The 15,019-nt window shown below is 71.1% G+C and carries 13 protein-coding genes and 1 riboswitch; of the genes, 3 read left to right on the top strand and 10 right to left on the bottom strand.

Annotation, left to right across the window (positions count from 1 at the left end):
* Positions 1–77: 77 nt before the first annotated feature.
* Genes cbiE through cobO form a run of 6 tightly spaced genes read right to left on the bottom strand, consistent with a single transcriptional unit; the run spans position 78 to position 6,362 of the window.
* Entirely contained in the window at positions 78–1,277 is a 1,200-nt protein-coding gene (cbiE, locus tag AB0J78_RS12705) for a precorrin-6y C5,15-methyltransferase (decarboxylating) subunit CbiE (protein WP_363789073.1), read from the bottom strand.
* Positions 1,262–2,425 (bottom strand): cobalt-precorrin-5B (C(1))-methyltransferase, encoded by a 1,164-nt coding sequence (locus AB0J78_RS12700; protein ID WP_363789072.1) that lies wholly within the window; start codon positions 2,423–2,425, stop codon positions 1,262–1,264. Before AB0J78_RS12700 ends, cbiE begins: the two co-directional genes overlap by 16 nt.
* Positions 2,409–3,668, bottom strand: coding sequence for a precorrin-4 C(11)-methyltransferase (cobM, locus tag AB0J78_RS12695; RefSeq protein WP_363789071.1), 1,260 nt, complete (start codon positions 3,666–3,668; stop codon positions 2,409–2,411). The genes AB0J78_RS12700 and cobM overlap by 17 nt, the downstream gene beginning before the upstream one ends.
* Positions 3,662–4,399, bottom strand: coding sequence for a precorrin-2 C(20)-methyltransferase (gene cobI / locus AB0J78_RS12690; protein WP_363789070.1), 738 nt, complete (start codon positions 4,397–4,399; stop codon positions 3,662–3,664). The genes cobM and cobI overlap by 7 nt, the downstream gene beginning before the upstream one ends.
* Positions 4,396–5,754, bottom strand: a complete 1,359-nt coding sequence (locus AB0J78_RS12685) for a cobyrinate a,c-diamide synthase (RefSeq protein WP_363789069.1) — start codon at positions 5,752–5,754, stop codon at positions 4,396–4,398. The genes cobI and AB0J78_RS12685 overlap by 4 nt, the downstream gene beginning before the upstream one ends.
* Positions 5,748–6,362, bottom strand: coding sequence for a cob(I)yrinic acid a,c-diamide adenosyltransferase (gene cobO, locus AB0J78_RS12680; RefSeq protein WP_132678014.1), 615 nt, complete (start codon positions 6,360–6,362; stop codon positions 5,748–5,750). The genes AB0J78_RS12685 and cobO overlap by 7 nt, the downstream gene beginning before the upstream one ends.
* 285 nt (positions 6,363–6,647) lie before the next feature.
* Between cobO and AB0J78_RS12675 the strand changes: the two genes are divergently transcribed.
* Positions 6,648–7,808 carry an MFS transporter gene (locus AB0J78_RS12675; protein ID WP_363789068.1) on the top strand — a complete coding sequence of 387 codons (1,161 nt, stop codon included), beginning with the start codon at positions 6,648–6,650 and terminating at the stop codon, positions 7,806–7,808.
* 366 nt (positions 7,809–8,174) lie between these two features.
* On the opposite strand, the gene AB0J78_RS12670 is transcribed toward AB0J78_RS12675, so the two are convergent.
* The 3 genes from AB0J78_RS12670 to AB0J78_RS12660 all read right to left on the bottom strand — a co-directional run bounded on the left by AB0J78_RS12670 (position 8,175) and on the right by AB0J78_RS12660 (position 11,926).
* Positions 8,175–10,202, bottom strand: a complete 2,028-nt coding sequence (locus AB0J78_RS12670; RefSeq protein ID WP_363789067.1) for a putative cobaltochelatase — start codon at positions 10,200–10,202, stop codon at positions 8,175–8,177.
* Positions 10,203–10,240: 38 nt separating this feature from the next.
* Positions 10,241–10,429: riboswitch (cobalamin riboswitch) on the bottom strand.
* A 116-nt stretch (positions 10,430–10,545) separates the two neighbouring features.
* Positions 10,546–11,028, bottom strand: coding sequence for a GNAT family N-acetyltransferase (locus AB0J78_RS12665; RefSeq protein WP_363789066.1), 483 nt, complete (start codon positions 11,026–11,028; stop codon positions 10,546–10,548).
* A gap of 79 nt (positions 11,029–11,107) precedes the next feature.
* The gene (locus AB0J78_RS12660) at positions 11,108–11,926 is read right to left on the bottom strand and encodes a serine protease (RefSeq protein WP_363789065.1); all 819 of its coding nucleotides are present in this window, start codon (positions 11,924–11,926) and stop codon (positions 11,108–11,110) included.
* 299 nt (positions 11,927–12,225) lie between these two features.
* On the opposite strand from AB0J78_RS12660, the gene AB0J78_RS12655 reads away from it, so the two are divergent.
* Positions 12,226–12,852 carry a LysE family translocator gene (locus AB0J78_RS12655; RefSeq protein WP_363789064.1) on the top strand — a complete coding sequence of 209 codons (627 nt, stop codon included), beginning with the start codon at positions 12,226–12,228 and terminating at the stop codon, positions 12,850–12,852.
* Here the strand turns inward: AB0J78_RS12655 and AB0J78_RS12650 are convergent.
* The gene (locus tag AB0J78_RS12650; RefSeq protein ID WP_363789063.1) at positions 12,766–13,977 is read right to left on the bottom strand and encodes an MFS transporter; all 1,212 of its coding nucleotides are present in this window, start codon (positions 13,975–13,977) and stop codon (positions 12,766–12,768) included. The two genes, AB0J78_RS12655 and AB0J78_RS12650, sit on opposite strands and share 87 nt — an antisense overlap.
* Before the next feature lie 291 nt (positions 13,978–14,268).
* Here AB0J78_RS12650 and AB0J78_RS12645 point away from each other — a divergent pair, with 291 nt between their 5' ends.
* Entirely contained in the window at positions 14,269–14,862 is a 594-nt protein-coding gene (locus AB0J78_RS12645) for a hypothetical protein (protein ID WP_363789062.1), read from the top strand.
* The last annotated feature ends 157 nt before the right edge of the window (positions 14,863–15,019 follow it).

Raw genomic sequence — 15,019 nt, 5'->3', positions numbered from 1 at the left:
TCGTCATATGCCCGGATCGGGTGAAAACACCCTACGACACTCCCGGACCGGGCCGTTCTGGTCCGAACTGCCCAGGATCACGCCTTCTTGCGGCCGGAGATGAGGACCACGGGATTGGCCGCCTCCAACCGGGAGGAGCCGTCCGGGAGTTCCGCCAGGCGGGAGGCCGCGAGCTGGACGCCCTCGACCTCGTAGCCCGCCGAGCGCAGCGTCTCGCGGGTCGGCGCGACCCGGTCCAGGGCCGCCAGGGCGACCACGACGCGGGAGGCTCCGGCGTGAGCGCAGGCGGTGACGACCTCGTTGCCGCCACCTCCCACGAAGATCGAGTCCGGCTTGGGCAGCTCGCGCAGCGCCTGCGGGGCCTTGCCCTCCTCGATGCGCACGTCAACGCCGTGACCTGCCGCGTTGGTGACCATCCGGACCACCTGGGCCTCGTCGGACTCGATCGCGATGGTCGCCGCGCCCATCCGGGCGCACTCCACCGCCACCGAACCCGACCCGGCGCCGACGTCCCAGACCAGCGTGCCGGGAGACGGCGCGAGCTTGGCCAGCGCCACGGCGCGCACCTCGGCCTTGGTGATCATGCCGTCGCGGTGCGAGAACTCGTCCTCCGACAGCGCCCAGCCGGTGGCCGGTGGAACCGGCTCACCGCCGGCGATCCAGCCGCGCGAGGGAACCTCGTCGGCATCCGCCAGGCACAGCACCACGTTCGGCTCGAACCAGCTGCGCTTGGCCGCGTCCGCCGGATCGATGGTCACCACCGACTCGTTCGGCCCGCCCAGGTCCTCGCCGACGATCATGGTGCGCCGCCACCCGGCCAGCCCCGACGCGATCTGCGCCGGACCCGACTTCGGCGCGGTCAGCACCGCCACCGCCGGGCGCGCCCGGCACACGTTGATCGCCGCACCCAGGTCGCGCCCGTGGGCGCTGACCACCACGACGTCGTCCCAGGACCGTCCCGCGCGCGCCATCAGCCGCTGCACGCTGGAGGTCGCGGGCAGCACCGCGCACCGGACACCGCGCTCCCGCAGCGCGCGCACGGCACCGAAGAACCCCGGGTCACCGGAGGCCAGCACCACGCCCTGCTCGTTGCCGGACAGCGCGGACAACGCGTTCAGAGCCGGTTCCAGAGGCCCCAGTTCGAGCCGCTTCGCCTGGTCGGGGGCATGCGCGTCGAGGTGCCGCTTGCCTCCCACGACCAGTCGCGCCTGCTCCAAAGCCTCGGCACCGCCCGGCGGCAGCGTTGCTCCGTCGACCCCGATCACCGTGACTGCCACGTCACCCACCTCGCCTCGGTGGCCGCGACCACGTGCTCACCCTCGAAGTCGACCATGGCGACCCGAACACGCAGCTTGCGACCGCACTCCTCGCTGAACCGCTCCAATACTGCTGCCACCAGGTCGCACAACCGGTGCGCACACGCCGAGAAGCAGTCACCGCGCTGCCACACCTCGTACGCGCGGCGGGCGGTGGCCGCCTCGCTGACCTCGGCCACGTCCTGCTCGCTGCCGCCGAACTCCGCGGTCAGCCGCCCCAGCAGTCCGGTGTCCACCTTGGACCGCGTGTAGTGGGTCATGACGACACCGGAGGCGAGCTTGGTGAGCTTGCCGATCATGCCGACGAACACGACCTCGTCCAGCCCGTGCTCCACGGCCCTGCGCACGGCGGCGCCGGTGAAGTCGCCGACCTCGATGAAGGCCACCTCGGGCTCGTCGGGCAGCAGCCGCATCGCGACCCGCTCGGTGCGCCCGCCGGTGGACAGCACGGCCACCCGGCCCTGCTGCGCGGAGAGCACCGACACGGCCTGCTCGACGCTGGACCGCCACGATGCGGTGGAGAACGGCCGGACGATGCCGGTGGTGCCGAGGATCGAGATGCCGCCGAAGATGCCCAGCCGCCGGTTGGTGGTCTTGTAGGCCATCTTCTCGCCGCCGGGCACGGTGATCGTGACGTCGGCGCCGCGCTCGCCGAGCACCTCGCGCACGGCGTCGCCGATCATCTGCCGGGGCACCGGGTTGATCGCCGGACCACCGACCTCCAGGCCCAACCCGGGCTTGGTGACGGTTCCGACGCCCTCGCCGCCGTGCAGCACGACCTCGCCGTCCTCGCGAGGCACGACGCTGACAGTCAGCCGGGCGCCGTGCGTGACGTCGGGGTCGTCGCCCGCGTCCTTGACGACCACGGCGGTCGCCGGTTCGGCGCTGCCGGAGTCGACCTGGAACCGGCGGCGCTTGCCGTCCGGGAAGCCGATGTCCACGGTGCCCGGGAGCTCCCCGGTGACCAGCAGCTCGGCTGCCGCTCGGGCCGCCGCCGCTGAGCAGGCTCCGGTGGTGAAACCGGTGCGCAGCGCCTTGGGCCGGACCTTCGCCGTGCGCGGGAGGTCCGGCTCGCGCAGCGGCGGCTGCGGATCACTCTGACTGCTCATCCGGCTTCGCCGCGGGCTTGCGCTTGGCAGGCTGCTTGCTCTTCGCCGTGCTCGGCTTGGCCGGAGCCTTGCGCTTGGTCGAGCTGGACTTCGCCCCGGTCGACTTGCGCGTGGTGCCGGTCGTCGTCTTGCCAGTGGTGCCGGTCGTGGTGGTGGCCTGAGCGGTCGTGGTGCTCGACGCGGCCGGCTCCTGCTTCGGCGCGACCGGTTCGGGCTCGGCGGGCTCCTCGGCGAACAGCTGCGACTGCGATTCGTCGACCTGCGGGATCGGGATCGAGCGGTTCGCGCCGAAACGCGCTGCGCCGCGCGCGCTCTCCTGCCAGTCCCGCACGGCCCACCACGCCGCGTCGGACTCCCGGAGCTTGGCCTCCTCGGACTCCTTGAGCTTGGCCGGGTCGCTCTCCTCGGGCTGCTCGCGCGGCTTCTCGACGCGGCGGACGGAGCGCTCGGCGCGCAGCGCGCGACGGGCTTCCTTGTCGGCCTTGCGGTAGGTGTGGAAGTGGCCCGCGTGGTACAGGTGCGAGCGGGTGCCGCCCGCGGTGAGGCCCTTGCCGATGATGAACAGCGTGTGCCGCCACAGCTTGTGCTTCTTGCAGTCGGCTTCGAGCTCGCCGAGCGTGCTGCGCACCAGCAGTTCGTCCGGCCAGGTCACCTTGTAGGCCACCAGCACCGGCGTGTCGTCCGGGTAGCCGCCCGCGCGCAGCTCCTCGACCAGCTGGCCGGTGCGCGCGGCGGACAGGAACAGCGCCATCGTGGTGCCGTGCTTGGCGAACTCGCGCACCTTCTCGCCGTCGGGCATCGGCGTCTTGCCGCCCTCCAGGCGGGTCAGCACCAGCGACTGCGCGACCTCGGGGACGGTCAGCTCGCGGCCGATCGCCGCCGCCGCTGCGGAGAAGGCGGGAACGCCGGGCACGATCTCCACCTCGACGTTCATCCGGACCGCGGCGTCGTACTGCTCCTGGACCGCACCCCACAGCGACGGGTCACCGGAGTGCACGCGCGCGACGTTGAGCTTGTCGCGCTCGGCGCGCCGGTAGATCTCCACCGCGTGCTCGTGGGTGAGCCGGGAGGAGTCGACGAGCTCGGCATCGGGACGGGCGTGCTCCTGCACGCACTCCGGCGTGACCAGGCTCGCGGCCCAGACCACGATGTCGGCTTCGGCGATTCGCTTGGCGCCGCGGACCGTGATCAGGTCGGCCGCGCCGGGTCCGGCGCCGATGAACGAGATCCGGCCAGTCACCATTGCTCTCCTCTTCCGCCTCGGGGTGGCAGCACTACCACTGTCGACAAGTAAGGCGCATCGTCCACATCGGACACTTCGGCAAGCGGTAGTACCCGCGCATCCGGCGTGCCCAGGTGCTCGGCGTAGACCGAGCGGTCCAGAGCTCCGCAGTCGTCGATCGCGTCGCGCAGCTCACCCAGGCGTCGCCCGCCTTTGTAGGCAACGACCGTACCGCGCGCTCGCAACGCCTCCCGCAGCGCGGTGACATCCCGCAGCATGGGAATCACGGTGAGTTGCTCCGAGCCCTCGGTGAGCGCGATGCCCGCATGCGACGCGGTCGCCTGCATCGCGGTGATGCCGGGCACCGTCACGATCTCGACCTCGGACAACAGCTCCGCGACGGCCGCTGCCAGATAGCTGAACGTCGAGTACACGGCGGGGTCGCCCAAGGTGGCGAAGACCACCGTGCCGCCCTGATCACGCAGTCGCTTCGCGACGGTCTCGGCCGCGTCGTCCCAGTGCCTGCGGCGCCGGTCCTGCGGCCCGTCGACCGGGTCGGCGAGCGCGAACACCAGCCGCCGCACCCGCTCGTCCTCGCCCAGGTGAGCGCGCACGATGGCCTCCGCGCGGCCCTGCTCGTCGGGCGCGAGGACGGGCACGTACACGGTGTCGGCTTCGCGGATCTCGCGCAGCGCGGCCAGGGTCAGCATTTCCGGATCGCCGGGGCCGACCCCGACACCGACGAGTCTCATCGCAGGCACCTCATGACGAATCGGGCTACCGAGCCGGGGTTTCCGGCCGGATGGGTGTGCAGGTAGGAGGCGTGCACCCCGCCGTGGACGAACCCCTCGCGGTGCGCCCCGGCGGGGCCGCGCCAGAACCACGCGGGACTCTCGCCGTGGCCGGGTTCGGTTGCGGTGCGGTGGAATTCATGCCCGCTGATGCGGGCTCCCTCGGCGAACAGCGGGGATTCGGTGGCGGCGACGGCGTCTCGGTATCCCAGGGTCAGTCGTGGCGACATCGCCGCGCGCACCGGCAGCACCCCGCACATGGGTTCGCCGTCGAGCTCCTCGCCGAGGTAGAGCAGCCCACCGCACTCGGCGTGCACCGGGGCTCCACCCGCGGCGAGAGCGCGGATCTCGTTGCGCAGCGCGGTGTTCGCCGACAGCGCGGAGGCGTGCTGCTCCGGGAACCCGCCCGGCAGCACCAGTCCGGCGGTCCGGTCGGGAAGTCGTTCATCGCGCAGCGGGTCGACGAGGGCGACCTCGGCACCGGCGGCTTCGAGGAGTTCGACGTGCTCGGCGTAGCCGAAGCTGAACGCGTGCCCGCCCGCCACGGCGACCACCGGCCGGCCCTGCGGCTGCGCTTCGGCACCTGGACCCCAGGCGGATCCGGGCAGGTCACCGGCGGTGCCGGCGAGCGCGGTGACGGCGTCGAGGTCCACGGACCGCTCGATCACATCGGTCATCGCCTCCACGGCGCGCAGCGCCTCGGCGCCGTGCTCGACGGCGGTGACCAGTCCCAGGTGCCGCGAGGGGACTTCGAGGTCGTCGGTGCGCGGGATCGCACCCAGCACCGGTAAGCCCGCGTTGTCGGCCGCCGAGCGCAGCACCTGCTCGTGGCGCGGTGAGCCGACGCGGTTGAGCACCACGCCGGCGACCTTCACCTGCGGCCGGTAGCCGCGGAAGCCGTGCAGCAGCGCGGCGAGGCTGTGGCTCTGTCCCTTGGCGTCGACGACGAGCACGACCGGAGCGTCGATCAGCTGCGCGACGTGCGCGGTGGAGCCGAAGGCCAGCTCCTCGTCGCCGCCGATGCGGCCGTCGAACAAGCCCATCACGCCTTCCACCACGGCGATGTCGGCACCGGCGGATCCGTGGTGCAGCAGCGGCGCGATGCGGTCGGCTCCGACGAGCACCGGATCGAGGTTGCGCGCGGTCCGCTCGGCGGCGAGCCGGTGGTAGCCCGGATCGATGTAGTCGGGCCCCACCTTGAAGGGCGCGACGCGATCGCCGCGTCGGCGCAGCGCACCGAGCAGGCCGGTGACCACGGTGGTCTTGCCCTGCCCCGAACCCGGAGCGGCGAAGACCACCCGATCGAGGTTCACCACTCGATGCCCTTCTGGCCCTTCTGCCCGGCGTCCATGGGGTGCTTGACCTTGCCGGTCTCCATCACGAGGTCGGCGGCGTCGATCAGCGCCTGCGGCGCGTAGCGACCGGTGATGATGACGTGCTGGTGACCTTCGCGCTCGCGCAGCTTGGCGACGACCTCGTCGACGTCCACCCAGCCCCAGTGCAGCGGGTAGGTGAACTCGTCGAGCACGTAGAGGCCGTGGCGCTGCTCGTCGAGGCGGCGGGAGATCTCCTGCCAGCCTTCGAGCGCGGCGGCGGCGTGGTCTTCCTCGGTGCCCTTCTTGCGGGTCCAGGACCAGCCCTCGCCCATCTTGTGCCACTCGACGGGGCCACCTTCGCCGGTGTCCTCGTGGACCTTGCCGAGCGCGCGGAACGCCGACTCCTCGCCGACCTTCCACTTGGCGGACTTGACGAACTGGAAGACCCCGATGGACCAGCCCTGGTTCCAGCCGCGCAGCGCGAGCCCGAAGGCAGCCGTGGACTTCCCCTTCATCTCACCGGTGTGCACGACGACCAACGGCCGGTTGCGGCGCTGGCGAGTGGTCAGTCCATCAGCTGGCACGGAAGAAGGCTGTCCCTGAGGCATGCACTGACCCTAAGAGGTTGCTAACAGTGACCTGCGTGGCGGTGCAGGTAGCGGAACCTCACACGCCCTCTGGCTCCGGGATCCGCGACTTATGCATGCCAATGCACGGCGCTGCGGCTGTCCTCCCCAGACGACGTGTGAGAACCCGCGGCGGTGCGAGTTGCTCAGGTGGCCGAAATGCGAAGGTCCCAGCGCACGGCCCCGCATGAGGTGGGCAACTTCACCGCTTCAACCGGCGTTCGGCGCGTGAAGATGGACGAGCGTCCCAGAACTAGGAGCCGCCGCATGCCCACCAGGCCGCCTCTGGTGCTCTCCGCAGCCTCATTCATCAGCAGCTTCGACCGGTTCGCCGTGACCCCGATGCTGGTGCTGATCGCGCTGAGCATGCACGTCCCGATCGCCTCGGCGGTCACGGTCGCCAGCGGCTACTTCCTGGCCTACGGGCTCTCGCAACCGCTGTGGGGGATCCTCTCGGACCGCTTCGGCCGGATCCCGATCATGCGCGCCACGCTGCTGGCGGCGGCCGCCACGGGCCTGATCTCGACGTTCGCGCCGACGCTGCCGGTGCTGATCGCGGCGCGGGTCCTGGCGGGTGCGTTCATGGGAGCGGTGGTCCCGACGACGCTCACGTACGTCGGCGACACGGTCTCCCAGCAGAAGCGCCAGAGCGCGCTGTCGGACCTGATGGCCGCCCAGGCGGTGGGCACGGCCATGGCGACGGCGGTCGGCGGCGTGCTGGCCCACTGGCTGGACTGGCGCGTGGTCTTCGCGGTCCCGGCCCTGTGCGCGGCGATCTGCGCGCTGCTGCTGCGCGGTCTCGCGGAACCCGACCGCGCGGCGGTGTCGGGCGGCGTGGGTTCCCACATCGGCGGAGTCCTGCGCAACCGCTGGGCGCTGCTGGTGTTCGGCCTGGTCTTCGTGGAGGGCGCGGTGCTGCTGGGCACCATGACCTTCCTGGCGTCGGCGCTGGTCAACGAGGGCCTGGACGTCGCGGTGGCGGGCTTGGCCACGGGCGCCTACGGCGTGGGCGTGCTGGTGTTCTCCAGGGTCGTCAAGGCCATCAACTCGAAGGTCCCGGTCCCCCGCTTGATCGCCATCGGCGGCACGCAGATGATCGTCGGCTACGCCCTGGTCTCCCTGGACACGAACCTGGCCACGGTGATCGTCACCGCCCTCCTGCTGGGCGGAGGCTGGTCCTTCATGCACTCCTCCCTGCAGGCCTGGGCCACGTCGGTGGCCCCGGAAGCAAGGGGAACCGCGGTGGCCCTCTTCGCCTGCGCCCTGTTCCTGGGCAGCGCAGCAGCCTCCGCAGCAGCAGGCCCCCTAGCAGACCACGGCAACTACACGATCCTCTTCATCACAGCAGGAGCAGTGGCCATCCCCCTGGTAACCACAGCCACCTACGCAAGACACCGCTACCACCAAAAACAACCAACCCCAGCCTGAACCGCAAAAACACGAACGTCAGGCAAGCGACGAAGTCGCTTTCTCCTTCACCACCTGAGCAACTCGCACCGCCGGGGGTTCTGAGCGGTGCTGTGGCGAGCACGCCTCGACGCCGTGTATTGGCATACATAAGTCGTGGCGCGCGGAGTCCACAGCGCCGCTCAGGTTCCCCTACCCGCACCGCCCCGCAAAACGACCAACAAACCAACAAAAGAAAGAGCCCCGCGCTCAACCGGCCTGGGGGTCGCTGGGAGCGCGGGGCACTTTGGAGGTCCACCCCTGGGGGTCAGGTGGACTGGTGGTCACCGTACCAATCCGACCGATGGGTCGGTACTCACAGGGTTGAATCTCGTAACCAAAACGAGACTAAGCCGCCAACCCGCTGTCACCGCTGACGGCGCGCACGACTCCGGCGACGTGTTCGGCGGAGAGCTCCTCGAGCCGCAGGCTGGGTCCGCCGAGGGCCGTGGCCAGCTGGTTCGCCAGTCCGAGCTTGACGGGACCGTTCTCGCAGTCGACGACCACGGAGGCGGTTCCGGTATCGGCGAGCACGCGTGCCGCGCGCAGGGCGTCGTCGACGGCCTGCTTGCTTCCGGTGGCACCTTGGACGCCGACGGTGGCCTTGCCGTCGGTGAGCAGCACGACGAGCGGTCGGCGCTGCGGGTCGCGGGTGCTCTCGGTCTGGATGAGGTGCTTGGTGCGCAGCAGTCCGTCGGCGAGCGGGGTGCGCCCGCCGGTGCGCATCCGGCGGAGGCGGGCGGCGGCGACGTCGACCGAGGAGGTGGGCGGCAGGGCGACTTCGGCCTTGTCGCCGCGGAAGGTGATCACGCCGACCTTGTCGCGCCGCTGGTAGGCGTCGCGCAGCAGGGACAGGACGGCGCCGCTGACGGCGGTCATCCGATCGCGGGCTGCCATCGAGCCGGAGGCGTCGACGGCGAAGAGCACGAGGTTGCCCTCACGGCCTTCGCGCAGGGATCGGCGGACGTCGTCGGAGCGCAGGACGAGGCCGGGCCCGCTGCGTCCGCGCGCGGCTTGGTGGGGCGCGGCCGCGGCGAGGGTGGCGGTCACGTGCAGTCCGTGTCCGTCGGCGGTGGTGGCGCGGGTGGTGCGCCCGCTGCGGGAGCGGGCGCGGGACCGGCGGCCGGGTGCGCCTTCGCCGAGTCCGGGCACTTCCAGCAACCGGGCGCGGAACGACTGCCCGGCGCCGACGGGGGCGCGTTCGGAGTCACCGCCACCGGGCTGCTGGTCCTGCTCCTCGCCGCCTCCGCCGCCGGTGGGTCCGGTGGGCTCGTCCTGGGGTTCGCCGCCTCCACCGGGACCGCCGTCGGGGCCTCCGTCGGGGTCGTCGTCGGGATCTTCCGGCGGCTGGTCCTCGGCCTGCTCGGCGGCGTCGGAGAGGGCTTGCTGCAGCTGGTCCTCGGCCATGCCGGGTTCGTCGAACGGGTCGCGGCGGCGCCGGTGCGGCAGGGCCAGGCGGGCTGCGGCTTCGACGTCCTCCTCGCTGACGGCGTCGGCGCCGCGCCAGGCGGCGTGGGCGATGGAGGTGCGCGCCAGCACCAGGTCGGCCCGCATGCCGTCGACGTCGAAGGCCGCGCACAGCGCGGAGATCCGGCGCAGTTCGGAGTCGGGCAGCACGACGTTCTCGACGCGGGCGCGGGCGGCGCGGATGTGCTCGGCGAGTTCGGCGTCCGCCTCGGCCCACTGGGCGGCGAACCCGGCGGGGTCTGCTTCGAAGGCGAGCCGGCGGCGGACGACCTCCGTGCGGGTGCCGACCTCGCGGGAGGCGGCGACCTGCACGGTGAGCCCGAAGCGGTCGAGCAGCTGCGGCCGGAGTTCACCTTCCTCCGGGTTCATGGTGCCGACCAGCAGGAACGACGAGGCGTGCGAGACGGACACGCCGTCGCGCTCGACGTGGGCGCGGCCCATGGCGGCGGCGTCGAGCAGCAGGTCCACGAGGTGGTCGTGCAGCAGGTTGACCTCGTCGACGTAGAGCACGCCGCGGTGCGCTCCGGCGAGCAGGCCGGGTTGGAAGGCGCGGACGCCTTCGGTCAGCGCGCGTTCGAGGTCGAGCGAGCCGATGAGCCGGTCTTCGGTGGCGCCGACGGGCAGTTCGACGAGCTGCGCGGGCCGCCGGGTGGCGGTGGCGCCGTGCGGTGCGTCGGGGCACTGCGGGTCGGGCGCGGCGGGGTCGCAGCCGAAGCGGCAGCCGTCGACGACGTCCAGCGACGGCAGCAGCGAGGCGAGGGCGCGCACCACGGTCGACTTGGCCGTGCCCTTCTCACCGCGCACCAGAACACCGCCGATGCGCGGGTGCACCGCGTTGAGCAGCAGCGCGAGCCGCAGATCGTCGTGGCCGACCACGGCGGAGAAGGGGAAGCGAGGGGCAGCGGACATGCCGGTGTGGTTCCTTCCTCGGGGTGCGGACGCCCCGCTGTCGGGAACAAGGGGCCGCAGTGTCCTGACTCCCGGATCGTCACGTCCCTCCGGCCTTCCCAGGTCACCCCGGTGGCTCGCGCGGGAGGTCCGCTCCCCGGTCACAGTGGCGCCGACCGTGCCGGACTCGAACCGGCTTCCTGCCAACACCCCTTGCAAACGGATTCACCGACATCGTCCCAGACGTCGATCAAGCGCCCAACCTTCCGGCGCCGCAACTCACAGTTCGGAGTGGTGATGGTTGCTCTGCTCAGCGGTGCGGGTGGCGGAACCCGACCGGCTCCGCCGCATCCCCGAAGGCGCCTCAGCGAGCGGCGGTGATGCCCGCGCGGCGGGGTTCGCGTCGCATGTCGACGTGCGGGATGCCGTCTTCGAGGTACTCGTCCCCGGTCGCCACGAAGCCGAAGGAGGCGTAGAAGTCCTTGGCGTAGGTCTGGGCGGACAGCACGGAGGGCGAGTTCTGCACCTCGGCGACGGCGGCGCGCATCAGCTTCCGACCGATGCCCAGGCCGCGGGCGCTCTTGGCGGTGCAGACGCGGCCGATGCGGTAGGTGCCGTCGGGGTCTTCCAGCAGCCGCAGGTAGCCGAGCACGTAGTCGTCGGCGGAGTCGACCCAGAAGTGGCGGGTGGAGTCCTCCAGGTCGCGCCCGTCGAGTTCGGGGTAGGGGCATTCCTGCTCGACGACGAAGACGTCGACCCGCAGCCGCAGCATCCGGTAGAAGTCGGAGGCGTCGAGGTCTGCGGTGTAGGCGCGTTGCACGGCGGTCGCGAGCGGCTGAAGGGTCACCCTTACCTGGATATCACAGGACTTCCCGGTTTCCCGCACTCGCCAGCGGCGGGAGTTGTGCAGGCCACTCGCCGACCGCTCACAACGGGTAGTTCGACAGCCTGGTGTAGACACCGGGCGTGCCGGGACGACCGCAGCCGGTGCCGTAGGACACCACGCCGATGAGCCGCCCGCCGGCGACGATCGGCCCGCCGGAGTCGCCCGCGCAGGCGTCGCGCCCGCCTTCGGGGTACCCGGCGCAGAACATGCTGCGCGGGTCGTAGTTCGGGTAGGCCGAGCGGCAGGCGTCGTCGGCGGCGACGGGCACCTCGACGGAGCGCAGGCTGTCCGAGTTGGGACCGTTCTCGCTGGTCCGACCCCATCCGTAGACGCGGGCCATGGCGCCCGGCTCGTACGGCGCGGTCTCGCCGGGCGCGACCACGGGCAGCGGGCGCTGCGGCAGCGGAGCATTGAGCTTGAGCACGGCGAGGTCGTCGCCGGTGGTGAAGTCCTCGTAGCCCGGGTGCACCCACACGTCGTCCACCTCGGCTTCGCTGCCCTGCGAGCTGCGCAGGTCGGTGCGCCCGGCGACCACGCGGACGTCCTCGGGCGAGCGTTCGGCCCCGGTGAGCGGATCGTGCGCGCAGTGCGCCGCGGTGACGACCTCGCCCGCGCGGATCAGGGTGCCGCCGCAGAACTGGTTGCCGTACCGGTCGGTCAGCGCGACCACCCAGGGCGCGTCGTTCGTGGTGGCGCCCGAGCCGCCGAGGATCCGGGATTGCGGCTGGTCGTCCCCGGTGATCGCCGGGTCCGCGTGGGCGGCGGGGCTCCCGCCCGCCAGAGCGGTGACCGCTCCGGCGATGGCGAGCGCGCGCAGCGCACGGGTCTTGTCAGCGGGTCCCTGTTCGTCGCGGCCCAAAGTCGGTGCCTCCAGCTGTCGCGGTCATCGGCGGAGCGGACACACCGTATTCACCCGCGCACCGAAACATCACGAGTCGCAACTCACAGATTGGCAGGAAAATATTTCGTTAAACTTGATCCTGGAAACAAATCCTTTCGCGAATGTCGCCGTTGACAGTCGCGCCTCCATCCCAGGGCATCGCGGAACCGGGGTACCTCCACCACCGGCATCCGCCGATCTCACCTGACCGGATGACGAGAAGAACCTGATCAAGCGATGCGGCAGCCCGTGCCGCCCGAAATGGAGAGGAATTCGCCGTGCTCCTGGACCCGACGCCGTTGCCCGCCTTCCTGCTGGCGAGCGCGGTCGTGATCATCACACCGGGAGTGGACGTCTTCCTGCTGCTGCGCACATCGCTGAACCACGGCCGCAAGGCGGGACTGCTGGCGCTGGCCGGGATCCACAGCGCCAGCGCTCTGCAGGTCGCGCTGGTCATCTCCGGGCTGGGTGCGCTCATCACCAACGCACCGGGCGTGCTCGTGACCCTGAAGTGGGTGGGCGCGGCCTACCTGCTCTACCTCGCGGGATCCATCGTGCGCGGTTACTGGTTGACCAGGCGCGAGTCCGGCTCGCTGGACGTTCCGCCGCCGGAGGACGCCAACCCCTACCTGCGCGGCCTGCTCAGCAACCTGACCAACCCGAAGATGCTGCTGTTCAGCCTCGCGTTCCTGCCGCAGTTCGTCGGTACGTCCGCGCAACCGGCGCTCCAGCTGGTCGCGCTGGGCGTGGTGTTCCTGGTGCTGGCCGCGATCTGGGAGGTCACCATCGTGCTGGCCGCCGCCGGGATCGCCGACCGGCTAAAGAACCCCCGCGTCTCGAAGTCGCTGGACGCGTTGAGCGCGACGGCTTTCGTGACGATCTCGATCGGTCTCGTCGCGAGTTGACAGCAGGGTCAGCAGCGCCAGCCCGGCCAGCACGAGCAGCACCACCGGCACCGCGACCACGCCCGAGAGCAGGCTGATCACGAACGGCGTGCAGAAGCCCAGGTAGGCCAGCACCCACATGGTCGCGGTCAGCCCGGCCAGCTCGGACGGTCCGGCGATGCGGCCGACCACGGTCAGGCAGTAGGTCGAGACGAAGCCGTAGCCGGCGCCCAGCGTCAGCGCGGCGAGCAGGCCCAGCCACGGCTGCGCCTGCCACGCGGCGACGGCGGCCAGCACGAGCCCGGCGGCGATGGTCAGCAGCCCGAACACGGCGGTCGCCCGCACCCCGCGCCGGGCGACCCGACGAGCCCAGGGCTGCACGATCGCGCCGAACCCGGGCGCGCACAGCGTCGACACCCCCGCGTAGAGCACCTCGTAGCCGGGCGCGTGGACGGTGACCTCCGCCGGGAGCACGGCGAAGCCGACGGTGGGGCACAGGAAGATCCACGGCGCCACCGGCGCCACCCGGCGCAGGAACCGCGGATCACGGGCTCCCCTGCCGCGCGGTGCTCCGGCCGCCGGCTCGATGCGCGTCTCCGGGCAGCGCAGCGCCAGCGGCAACGTCACCGCGCACAGGATCAGGTGCGGAACGTAGGCGCTGACCAGCGGGAACGGCCCCCAGGTCGCGACCAGCGCGGACACCACGCCGCTGATGCTGAAACCGGCCGCCAGCAGCACACCGGCCCGGCGCGCACCGGCGCCGTCCTCGGTCACGGTCCCGAACGGCGGGTGCGACAGGTCGCGCACCCAGGCGCTCCCGGCGGCGAGCACGGCACCGGTGCTCACCCCGACGATCAGCCGGCCGACGATCAGCCACGGCACCACGTGCGCCCCGAGCATCAGCGCCACGGTGGCCAGGGCGCTGAGCACGATCGCCCAGATCACCACCGGTTTGCGCCCGCGCCGGTCGGCCAGCGGACCCCCGAACAACAAGCCGGGCACCAGCCCGACCACGTAGAGCGCCAGCAGCCCGGTCGCCGCAGACGGGCTCAGCCCCAGCTCGCCCCGGTACGCCCCCAGCAGCGGGGAGAACTGGTTCGCACCCCACCCGGCCACCATCAACAGCAGAGCAGCGGGCAACCACACGTTTCGCACACCTAACGTTCTACGCGCCCGCACCCCACCGCAGGCACCGACCGTTCGGATTTCCCGAACGACCAACCCGCGAATCAGCGGAGCTCCTCGTCGAGAACTACCTCGAACGCCGCTCCGAGTTCAGGCGATCCGGGAACCGTCCTTGCGTCAGCGCTCCACGATCGGCTCAACCACGCGGTGCTTTTGGATCTGGCGGGCCGTGAAACTCACCGAACGTCCACGCCTCCCACTCGCACTATCGCTGAAATGAGTAGCTGACCAGCGCGGTTCTACGCTCCACAAGTGATCACCACGTCACCTGGCGGCCTTCAGGCGTTCGCCGACGAATCCTTCCGCGAGGCAGAACTCGGCGGTTTCTACGTCTTGGCCGCGGCCATCTTCGAACCCGCTTCCGAAGATGCCGCCCGCGACGCCATGCGCGATCTGCAAGGCAAGCGCGCGCCGCTGAAGTTGCACTGGAACGAGATGAACCAACAACTGCGCCACAACGCCGTCAAAACCATCGCTGATCTCGATGGGCTTTACGTCGTGGCCGTCGGCTCACCCGTCCCGGCGAGACGACAGGAACGTGCACGGGCCGCATGTTTGGTTCAGCTCACCCTCGAACTCCACGGCCTGGGCGTGACCGTCCTGCACATGGAATCGCGGACCCCGGAACTGAACCAACGCGATATCAACACCGTCCGCGGCGCCCGATTCTGCCTGCCCAGCGGAGAGGTGTTCCGCATCGGACACATTCCAGGAAAACGAGAAGCGCTGCTGTGGGCCGCTGACATCGCCGCCGGAGCCGTTCGGGCTCAACATGAGGGGCGGGCGAATTACCAGCCGCTGCTGGACGGCAGCCTTCACGAAATTGTCGTCGCGACCGACTGCTGACCTGGCCCTGATATGCGTAGAGGCAGGGTCCCGGTCTACCCCGGGTGCACCTGCCCCTGCGACTCGCCCGACACCCGCGGTGCCGAACTCCTGCGGAAAGGCTAGCACTCTCCCAGCCCTTTTCCATGACACGATCGACTTACTCACCTGGGCGAGA

Origin of the sequence: Saccharopolyspora sp. NPDC049426 (assembly GCF_040676935.1) — a bacterium.
Classification (GTDB): domain Bacteria; phylum Actinomycetota; class Actinomycetes; order Mycobacteriales; family Pseudonocardiaceae; genus Saccharopolyspora.
Note: the sequence above shows the minus strand (reverse complement) of the source record. Positions and strands in the feature narration are given on the sequence as shown.

Coding starts and splice junctions, on each gene's coding strand:
- AB0J78_RS12700 (WP_363789072.1), bottom strand. CDS start 2,425: ATGAGCAGTCAGAGTGATCCGCAGCCGCCGCTGCGCGAGCCGGACCTC.
- cobO (WP_132678014.1), bottom strand. CDS start 6,362: ATGCCTCAGGGACAGCCTTCTTCCGTGCCAGCTGATGGACTGACCACT.
- cobM (WP_363789071.1), bottom strand. CDS start 3,668: ATGGTGACTGGCCGGATCTCGTTCATCGGCGCCGGACCCGGCGCGGCC.
- AB0J78_RS12670 (WP_363789067.1), bottom strand. CDS start 10,202: ATGTCCGCTGCCCCTCGCTTCCCCTTCTCCGCCGTGGTCGGCCACGAC.
- AB0J78_RS12675 (WP_363789068.1), top strand. CDS start 6,648: ATGCCCACCAGGCCGCCTCTGGTGCTCTCCGCAGCCTCATTCATCAGC.
- cobI (WP_363789070.1), bottom strand. CDS start 4,399: ATGAGACTCGTCGGTGTCGGGGTCGGCCCCGGCGATCCGGAAATGCTG.